We start from the raw sequence: 8394 nt of genomic DNA on the forward strand, positions 1-8394 counted from the left end.
TTTCAGATATGTGAGAGACTACTTTCGAAACATGTCTCTCACAAATCCGCTGGGCGACCTGCCGATCACCGACCCGCAGGCGATGCGTGCCCTGGCCCATCCGGTGCGCCTCGCGATCCTGTCCCACCTGCACCGCAACAGCCCCGCGACGGCGACCATGCTGGCGCCGATCGTGGACGCGTCACCCTCCGTGGTCAGCTGGCACCTGCGACACCTGGCGGGCTTCGGGCTGGTCACCGACGCCGACCCGGCCGAAGTGCCGGGCGACAAGCGGCAGCGGTGGTGGAAGGCGATGGCCCGCGGTTTCCGCTTCGAATCCAGCGAGGACCCGGCGGCCGAGCTGCTCGCCGACGAGATCTATGCGGTGGCGCGGCGGCAGGCCGACGAGTGGATCTCCACCACGCGACCGACACTTCCGCCGGAATGGCTCCGGGTGTCCGGGCTCTCCAACACCCGGGTGCCGCTGACCCCCGAGGAATTGGAACGGCTCGCCGACCAGATCGACGAACTGCTGGCGCCCTATCTCCACCGGCCGACGCCTCCGGAGGGCGCCCGCGAGGTCCGCATCCTGCGCCAATACCTGCCGTTCGGTGGCGACGACCGATGAACGGATTCAACAAGCTCTGGGCCGGCCAGACCGTCTCCCAGTTCGGCGACCGGATCTCCGAGCTCGCCCTGCCGCTGATCGCGGTCACCACGCTCGCCGCCGGACCGACCGAGGTCGGCCTGCTCACCGCCGCGGTCTGGGCGCCGAACCTGCTCTCGATCCTGGTCGGATCGTGGGTCGACGGGCAGGCGCACCGCCGCCGGCTGCTGATCATCGCCGACGTGCTGCGGGCGGTCGTGCTGCTCAGCCTGCCGGTGGCGCACTGGGTCGGGGTGGTGACGCTGGCGCAGCTCTTCGTGGTGGCGTTGCTCGCGGGTGCGGGGCAGGTGCTGTTCTCCGCCTCGTACCCGTCGTTTTTCGTCGCTCTGGTTGATCGTGATCAATACGTGGCGGCCAACAGCAAGCTGAGCACGAGTCGATCGGCGTCGTTCGTGGCCGGTCCGGCGCTCGGCGGCTTCCTCGTCCAGATCCTCACGGCGCCGGTCGCGATGCTGGTGGACGCGATCTCCTTCCTGGCCTCAGCATTGTTCATCGGCCGGATCAAGGTCGAGCCGTCGGTGCCGGCCGAGTCGTCGAGCCCGCTCGCCGCGCTGACCTATGTGCGCCACCACCCCTATCTGCGGGCGGCTCTCGCCTGTGTCACCACGGTGAACTTCTTCGGCTTCGTCGGCCAGGCGTTGGTGATCCTCTTCGCCAGCCGCACCCTCGGTCTCTCGGCCGGCCTGATCGGCCTCGCCTTCGGCATCGGCGCCGTCGGTGGCCTGCTCGGCGCCGTCGTGGCCCCGCGTCTCTCCCATCGGTACGGGGTGGGCCGGATGGTCGTCGCCGGAGCCGTGCTCTTCCCGGCGCCAACCGCGGCGATCGCGTTCGCCGGTGGGCCGCAGTGGGCCAGTTTCACCGTGTTGTTGCTGGCCGAGGCGCTGTCCGGGTTTGGCGTGATGCTGTTGGACATCAACCTGAACTCGGTGATGACCGCGGTGATCGACGACGACAAACGCAGCCGGGTGGCCGGGGTGTTCGGCACCGTGAACTATGGCGCTCGCCCGCTCGGTGCGGTGGCCGGTGGATTTCTCGGGACCTGGCTCGGGATGCGGCCGACGCTGCTGGTCGCGGCGGTGGGTGGGGCGCTGGCGGTGCTGTGGCTGCTGCCGTCGCCGATCCCCGCGCTGTCAGATCTCGAGCTCGCCGCTTGATCTCATCCAGTCGACCAGCAGGTCGACGACGGCACCCGACTGCATGGCGGTCATGTGGTCGGTGTCCGGGATCAGCTCCACCCGCCAGCCCCGGCTCTCCAGCTCGGCGCGGTGCTCGCGGAGGCCGTCGGCGATCGGGACGCGGGTGTTGCCCCAGCTCGCGCCATAGGTGATGTTGTCGTCGGAGCCGGCGAAGGCCAGCGTCGGCAGCTTCTCGATCTTCTGCACGGCCGCCCGCTCGTCGAAGTCCCGCAGCGACTCGTAGAGCGTCACGTACTGCTTGGTCTGGTCGGGGTCGAGGGTGACGTCGACGGTGTCCCAATCGCCGGGGACCGGCTCCTGAGGCGTCTTGCCCTGGTTTTCCCGCGCCATCCGGTGGGCCGTGTTCGTCACCTCGAGCATCGCCGCGTAGGGGCCGCCGAGCGGCGGGAAGCCGCCCATGGCCAGGCCGGTCAGGCGGTCGGTGCGGATGGCGAGTTGCAGGCCGGCCAGCGCAAGCCAGGAATAGCCGTAATAAGCGAAGCGGTCGACGCCGGCCGCGTCGGCCAGCGCGAGGAGGTCGGCGGCGACCTGGTCGGCGGTCAGCGTGTCGGGTTTGGGATGGGCGGCGAGGTGTCCCTCATAGTCGGCGGCGACGACCTGGAAGCCGGCGTCCGCGAGGGCGGTGGCGAGGGTGTGGCCGAAACCGGGATCGGCGCCCCAGGCGCGCATCCGCTCGGCCGCCTCGCCCTCGAGGACGGCCGTGTTCACCGGCAGCAGGATCGCGGGCCCGTCGCCCAGAGTGGTGATGCCCAACGTGGTGATGTCCATGGCAACACTATACACTGTATAGACTATGGAAGAAGACCTGCACATCCGCCGGTTGTGGCGGCATCGCGGCACGACCCTGCCGACCCCGCGGCGCGGCCCCCCGCAGCAGTTGGATCTGGACGCGATCCTGACCGCGGCCATCGCACTCGCCGACTCGGGCGGGCTCGCGGCGGTGTCGACTCGCGCGGTGGCCGGTCAGTTCGGCAAGACCGCCATGGCGCTGTACCCCTATGTGGGCACGAAGGAACAGCTGCTGGCCCTGATGCAGGACCAGGCAGTTTCTTTTGAGGCCGCGCCTGCCTCTCTTTCGAACTGGGCGTTCGCGCTCTACGACGTCTACCTGGCGCACCCGTGGCTGACCGAGCTGCCGTGGTCGCAGGCCAGCCAGGGGCCGAACGAGCAGGACTGGCTGGAGTCCCTGCTCGGCTTCGTCTCCGACGCTTCCGTGGTGACGATGCTCTATGCGACGGTGCGAGCCGCGGCGCAGACCGACGCGGCCTATCGGCGCATGGACGCCGCCGGGACGGCCGCCTGGCTGGAGCGGTCCGCGGAGATCCAGCGGCAGATCCCCGACCTGGCCGAGCGCTATCCGCGGTCGACGTCGTTGCGGCCGGTCGCGGCGGATTGGCGGGACGCGCCGCGGGCGGCGGTGGCCGCCGCGGTGCGGCTGGTGGCCCCCTACTCGGCCTCGTCCTCCTGATGCACCGGGGACGAGGTCAGCAGCTCGAGCTCCCACCGGCTGGCAAACCCGGCGCCGTCCTCTTCGGCCACCAGATAGGAGGTGACCCGGACGCCGAGCCCAAGCTGGTCGGCGGCCCGCATGTGCTCGACGACCTCGTCGATGCCCGCCAGGTAGTGCGTGGCGATCAGCTCAGGCGCCGGCTCGGCGACAACCTCGTCCTCGATCTTGATGTCCATATCAGTCACGGCACCCACCCTAGAGCGACCCTCAGACCCGCCGACGGACCGGCCCGTCGCTTTGGTGGCGGCCGGTCCCGCGGCCGGTCCGTCCGATACGGTCAATCGGTGCCGGGCCTGCCGATCAGCAAGACGATCGTCGATCGACGCGCCGACCCGAGAGCCGGCTACCGGGCCGTTCACGTCGTCCTGAAGGTCGACAACGTTCCAGCCGAGATCCAGGTGCGTACCGACTGGCAGGACCTCTGGGCTCAGATCTTCGAACGCCTGGGCGATGTTTGGGGACGTCAGATTCGCTACGGAGGGGCACCAAGCGCCGATGAGGCCGATCCTGAGGTGTTCGCGCAACGGAGCAAGTCCGTCGCCGACATGATGAGCATCAGCAGCTTGCTGGCGAAGTACGAAGACATGCAGGCATCCGATACCGCTCTAGATGTTGCCGCCTACGTGCGTGACCGAGGTGTCAATCTTGATGCCTCGGAGGAGGAGACTCCTCAAGAGCTTCGGAAGGTACGCTCGCGGTATCTCGATTATCTGGCTCAGGATGCTGAGATCGATCAAGCGTTGCGTGCGCGGCTGACTGAGATTGCGGAGCAGGTGGAAGGAGAGGCGGGTTTCGGATGAGGCACTATCTCGTCGTCTTCGACCGAGCGCGCGGTGAGGTGCTGCACCAAGAGGAGTTCGCTGACCGCGCAACGGCGCTGAGGGCCCGTTTCAAGGCGGAGAGATCCAAGGCTGCCACTGCGGACATCGAGGTGGTCATTCTTGGCGCCGAGTCAGCCGAGGCCCTCCGCCGCACCCACGGTCGTTACTTCAAAACCGCTGGCCAGATGGCGCGCGCTGGGATCGCCGAACTTGGTGAGCACTGAGCCTCACCAACCCAGGCGCTTGCTGAACAAAGGAAGGCCGGACCCTACGGTCCGGCCTTCGACGTTTCGCTGATCAATCAGCGTGGCGGAGGATACGAGATTCGAACTCGTGAGGGTGTTAACCCAACACGCTTTCCAAGCGTGCGCCCTAGGCCACTAGGCGAATCCTCCGTCCGACAGGATACAGACCCCGCGCGGGTCCGGTTTCGCGGGAGGGCTGCGGCGCGGCGGGTGCCGGTTGGGTACGCTTCGACACAGCCCCTCGTGCGGCGTGCATCTCGTGAACCTCCCCAGGGCCGGAAGGCAGCAAGGATAAGCGAGCTCTGGCGGGTGCACGGGGGGTCCTTCATGTCCGGGGCCGTCGCCCACCCGTGAGCGGACCGTCGTTTGTTTCTGTCACACCCTCGACGGAGAATGGCGCGGTCGTCGAGACCGTGTTCGTTGAGGGGAGCAGGCGTGGCACTCGCGCTCTACCGCAAGTACCGTCCGCGGACCTTCGCCGAGGTCATCGGGCAGGAGCACGTCACCGAGCCGCTGTCCCAGGCGCTGCGGAGTGGGCGGCTGCATCACGCATACCTGTTCTCCGGGCCGCGCGGGTGCGGCAAGACGTCCAGCGCGCGCATCCTGGCCCGGTCGCTGAACTGCGAGCGGGGCCCCACCCCCGACCCGTGTGGGGTCTGCGCCTCCTGCCGGTCACTGGCCACCGACGGCACCGGGTCGATCGACGTCATCGAGATCGACGCGGCCAGCCACGGTGGTGTCGACGACGCCCGTGAGCTGCGCGAAAAGGCGTTCTTCGCGCCGGCCAGCAGTCGCTTCAAGATTTATGTCATCGACGAGGCGCACATGGTCTCGTCGGCCGGCTTCAACGCCCTGCTCAAGCTGGTCGAGGAGCCGCCCGACTACGTGAAGTTCATCTTCGCGACCACCGAGCCGGAGAAAGTGCTCGGCACCATCCGCTCGCGCACCCACCACTACCCGTTCCGGCTGATCCCGCCCGCGGTGCTGCGGCCCTATCTGCAGCAGCTCACCGAGGCCGAGGGCGTGCACGTCGAGCCGGCCGTGCTCCCGCTGGTGGTCAAGGCGGGCGGCGGCAGCGCGCGCGACTCGCTCAGTGTGCTCGACCAGCTCATCGCCGGCGCCGGACCCGAAGGGGTGAGTTATCCGCGAGCGGTGGCGCTGCTCGGCGTCACGGACGTCGCGCTGATCGACGAGATGTGCGACGCGCTCGCCGCCGAGGACGGCGCGGCGGCCTACCAGACCATCGACCGCGTGGCCGAGGCCGGCCACGACCCGCGCCGGTTCGCCTCCGACCTGCTCGAGCGCTTCCGCGACCTGATCGTCCTGCAGCAGGTGCCGGACGCGGTGACCAAGGGCCTGATCGACGGCCCGGCCGACCAGCTCGAGGCGATGGGCGCGCAGGCCACCCGGCTCGGCCCGGCGATGCTGTCCCGCTGCGCCGACATCGTGCACAACGGCCTGGTCGAGATGCGCGGCACGACCGCGCCGCGGCTGCTCCTCGAGCTGATCACCGCACGCATGCTGCTGCCCGGCGCGGAAGATTCCACCGGCGCGCTGCTGCAGCGTCTGGAGCGCATGGAGCGGCGGCTCACGCTGAGCGATTTTTCCGACGTACGCCAGGAGGGCACTCCCGTCGCCACCCGCCCAGCATCGGCCCCGGCGTCCGCCGATGACGCCCCGGTGGCAGGCGGCGGCGGTGGGATCTCCGCAGCTCGGGCCGCGGCCGCCGCGGCGGGGCGACGTGCACCGGCCGGGGGGATGGCGGCGCCGCGCGGCGCGGCCGCCGCCGGCCCGGGTGCCAATGGGCCGCAGGCCGGCGGCGCGGGCGCTGACCGGCCTGCGGCCATGGAGCAGCGGGACGCCGGTGACGGCCCAGACGATGCTGGGGAGCTGGCCGTGGCTGGTGGAGTTGACCCAGGCGACGCTGAGATTGCGGGACGACCGGCTCGGGCCGGTGACGGCGCTCGGGTCGAGGCGCAGCTCTCAGCGGGACGACCGGCGGCTCGAGCCGGTGACGGCGCTCAGGTCGAGGCACGGCCCTCTGCCGGACCAGGCACTGCCCAGGCCGCGGGCCGCAATGCACCGGCTGCCGGTCGGGGGACAACCCCGGTGTCGAGAAGCGGTGTCGCTGCGGCCGGCGGATCCGGTCCGGACGAGCAGGCGTTGGAGGACCGCGCCGCGGCAAGGGCGCCCGCATCTCCTCCGGCCGTGGGTCTGGTCGAGCCCGACGACGAAGGCTGGCCGGACGAGCCGCCGATGGATGACTACGAGCCGGCGCCATCGCGTCCGGTGCCGGCCCAGGCTGCTGAAACGCCAAGGCGCCCGGACCCCGGGGCGATCCTGCCCGATGCCCCGGATGATGGCGTGGAGCCGGTCTCGGCCGCGCCCGGACAGCTGACCGCCGCAGCGGTGCGTGAGGTCTGGCCGGAGATCATCACCGCCGTCGGGCGGCAGAGCAAGAAGGTCGCCGCGCTCGCCTCCGGGGCCACCGTGCGTGACCTGGACGGGCAGACCGTGGTGCTGACCTTCCGCTTCCCGGCGCACGCCAAGATGGTCAGTGAACAGCCACAACTGCTCGTGGACGCGCTCTACGAGGCGCTCGGCGGCCGGTGGGCGGTCCGGTGCGAGGTGGCCGGCGAGGCCGGCGGCTCAATGCCTGCCGCCGCAGCCCCGGCCCGCCGCCCAGCACCTGCGCAAGGCGGCCCAGCGGCCCAGAACGGTCCGGTTTCGCACGGCGGTCCGGTTTCGCACGGCGGTCCGGTTTCGCACGGCGGCCCGGTTTCGCATGGCGGCCCGGCACCTCAGGGCGGCCCGGCTTCGCATGGCGGTTCGGCTTCGCCTGGCCCGGCAACTCAGGCCGGCTCCAACGGCCCGGCCGCGCCGCGTGGTGGCCCGTCTCCGCAGAACGCGGCTCCGCGGGGCTCCGCGGCCACTGCATCCGGCGCGCCGGCCCGGCAGCGCGAGGCGGCGGCGCCGCGTCCGGCCTCGACGGTCTCGGACGACGGCGACGATTGGCCTGAGCCGGCCCGCCCCGGCGGCTCAGCGACCGCCGCAGTGCCCCAGGCCGCCGATGCGGACGACGACGACTGGCCGGAGCCTGCTCGCCCCGGGGGCGGCGCCGCCGATTCCATCGGTTCGGGTGGGTCGACGCCGAGCGGCAACCCGGTCAGCACGGGGTCGGAGCGCTCAGCAGGGACCGCAACGGAGACCACCACGGACGGAAAAGCGCAGCCGGCTCAGCCTGGCGGCGCGGCCGCGCAGAACAACGCGGCCCCGGTCCCGGCCCCACCGACGCCGGATCGGGCTCCGGCACCGCCGCCGCCCGCCGAGGTGCGCCCGCCCGCCGAGGTGCGCCCGCCCGCCGAGTCGCGTCGGGTCGCCCAGGAGCGTCCGGTCGCCCAGGAGCGTTCAGCCGCCCAGGAACGTCCGGTCGCCGAGGCGCGCCCGGCCGCCAGCCGTGGCCTGGCCGCTGCACGCGCGGCCGCTGCGGCGGGTGCCGCACGCCAGGCAGCGCCCAAAGCCGCCGCTCCGGCCGGTGCGCCGGCCAAGGCGTGGTCGGACGGTTCGCCTCCCGAGGAGGCGCCCTACGACCCGGAGTTCGATGGGCCGCCGTCGGGCAAGCCCGCCCCGCAGGCCAAGGCGGCCTACGACGGCTTCGACCCGGGCGACGAACCACTCGACGAAGTTGTCGACGAGAAGACCGCGCGGCAGAGCAGCGAGCAGCAAGCCATGCAGTTGCTGCGGGACGCTTTCGGCGCCGAGAAGATCAGCGAAACCCAAGCCTGATCAAAACGCGGGCCCCGGTCAGGACGCGGGCTTGGTCGGAAGCGCGGGCTTGGTCAGGGCGCGGGCTTGGTCGGAAGCGCGGGCTTGGTCAGAGGCGCGGGCTTGGTCAGAGGCGCGGGCTTGGTCAGAGGCGCGGGCTTGGTCAGAGGCGCGGGCTTGGTCAGAGGCGCGGGCTTGGTCAGAGGCGCGG

8 protein-coding genes, 1 tRNA gene and 1 other RNA gene are annotated in these 8394 nt (G+C 71.0%); 7 read left to right on the forward strand and 3 right to left on the reverse strand.

Features of this window, described 5'->3' with window-relative positions:
* Nucleotides 1-31 precede the first annotated feature (31 nt).
* Together ACZ6TI_RS06680 and ACZ6TI_RS06685 are read left to right on the forward strand one after the other, a co-directional pair.
* Complete coding sequence (locus ACZ6TI_RS06680) at nt 32-607, forward strand: helix-turn-helix domain-containing protein (protein ID WP_465343990.1); 576 nt, start codon at nt 32-34, stop codon at nt 605-607.
* Nucleotides 604-1800: an MFS transporter gene (locus ACZ6TI_RS06685; RefSeq protein WP_465343991.1), complete on the forward strand. Its 1197-nt coding sequence runs from the start codon at nt 604-606 to the stop codon at nt 1798-1800. Before ACZ6TI_RS06680 ends, ACZ6TI_RS06685 begins: the two co-directional genes overlap by 4 nt.
* On the opposite strand, the gene ACZ6TI_RS06690 is transcribed toward ACZ6TI_RS06685, so the two are convergent.
* Nucleotides 1777-2610, reverse strand: coding sequence for an alpha/beta fold hydrolase (locus ACZ6TI_RS06690; protein ID WP_465343992.1), 834 nt, complete (start codon nt 2608-2610; stop codon nt 1777-1779). The two genes, ACZ6TI_RS06685 and ACZ6TI_RS06690, sit on opposite strands and share 24 nt — an antisense overlap.
* 25 nt (nt 2611-2635) lie before the next feature.
* Between ACZ6TI_RS06690 and ACZ6TI_RS06695 the strand changes: the two genes are divergently transcribed.
* On the forward strand, nt 2636-3310 hold the full coding sequence (locus ACZ6TI_RS06695) for a TetR/AcrR family transcriptional regulator (RefSeq protein WP_465343993.1): 675 nt from the start codon (nt 2636-2638) through the stop codon (nt 3308-3310).
* On the opposite strand, the gene ACZ6TI_RS06700 is transcribed toward ACZ6TI_RS06695, so the two are convergent.
* The gene (locus ACZ6TI_RS06700) at nt 3289-3537 is read right to left on the reverse strand and encodes a hypothetical protein (RefSeq protein ID WP_465343994.1); all 249 of its coding nucleotides are present in this window, start codon (nt 3535-3537) and stop codon (nt 3289-3291) included. The two genes, ACZ6TI_RS06695 and ACZ6TI_RS06700, sit on opposite strands and share 22 nt — an antisense overlap.
* Nucleotides 3538-3636: 99 nt before the next feature.
* Between ACZ6TI_RS06700 and ACZ6TI_RS06705 the strand changes: the two genes are divergently transcribed.
* The gene (locus ACZ6TI_RS06705) at nt 3637-4152 is read left to right on the forward strand and encodes a hypothetical protein (RefSeq protein ID WP_465343995.1); all 516 of its coding nucleotides are present in this window, start codon (nt 3637-3639) and stop codon (nt 4150-4152) included.
* The gene (locus tag ACZ6TI_RS06710; RefSeq protein WP_465343996.1) at nt 4149-4397 is read left to right on the forward strand and encodes a hypothetical protein; all 249 of its coding nucleotides are present in this window, start codon (nt 4149-4151) and stop codon (nt 4395-4397) included. The genes ACZ6TI_RS06705 and ACZ6TI_RS06710 overlap by 4 nt, the downstream gene beginning before the upstream one ends.
* Nucleotides 4398-4480: 83 nt before the next feature.
* On the opposite strand, the gene ACZ6TI_RS06715 is transcribed toward ACZ6TI_RS06710, so the two are convergent.
* Nucleotides 4481-4568: transfer RNA gene (locus ACZ6TI_RS06715), tRNA-Ser, on the reverse strand.
* Between the two features lie 82 nt (nt 4569-4650).
* Here ACZ6TI_RS06715 and ffs point away from each other — a divergent pair.
* Together ffs and ACZ6TI_RS06725 are read left to right on the forward strand one after the other, a co-directional pair.
* An RNA gene (gene ffs / locus ACZ6TI_RS06720) (signal recognition particle sRNA small type) lies at nt 4651-4747 on the forward strand.
* Nucleotides 4748-4853: 106 nt separating this feature from the next.
* The gene (locus ACZ6TI_RS06725) at nt 4854-8204 is read left to right on the forward strand and encodes a DNA polymerase III subunit gamma and tau (RefSeq protein ID WP_465343997.1); all 3351 of its coding nucleotides are present in this window, start codon (nt 4854-4856) and stop codon (nt 8202-8204) included.
* Nucleotides 8205-8394 lie beyond the last annotated feature (190 nt).

Source organism: Actinoplanes sp. NPDC051388 (assembly GCF_055586225.1).

Excerpts from the sequence above, each read along its gene's own strand:
- ACZ6TI_RS06680 (WP_465343990.1), top strand. The coding sequence starts at position 32 with ATGTCTCTCACAAATCCGCTGGGCGACCTGCCGATCACCGACCCGCAG.
- ACZ6TI_RS06685 (WP_465343991.1), top strand. The coding sequence starts at position 604 with ATGAACGGATTCAACAAGCTCTGGGCCGGCCAGACCGTCTCCCAGTTC.
- ACZ6TI_RS06690 (WP_465343992.1), bottom strand. The coding sequence starts at position 2,610 with ATGGACATCACCACGTTGGGCATCACCACTCTGGGCGACGGGCCCGCG.
- ACZ6TI_RS06695 (WP_465343993.1), top strand. The coding sequence starts at position 2,636 with ATGGAAGAAGACCTGCACATCCGCCGGTTGTGGCGGCATCGCGGCACG.
- ACZ6TI_RS06710 (WP_465343996.1), top strand. The coding sequence starts at position 4,149 with ATGAGGCACTATCTCGTCGTCTTCGACCGAGCGCGCGGTGAGGTGCTG.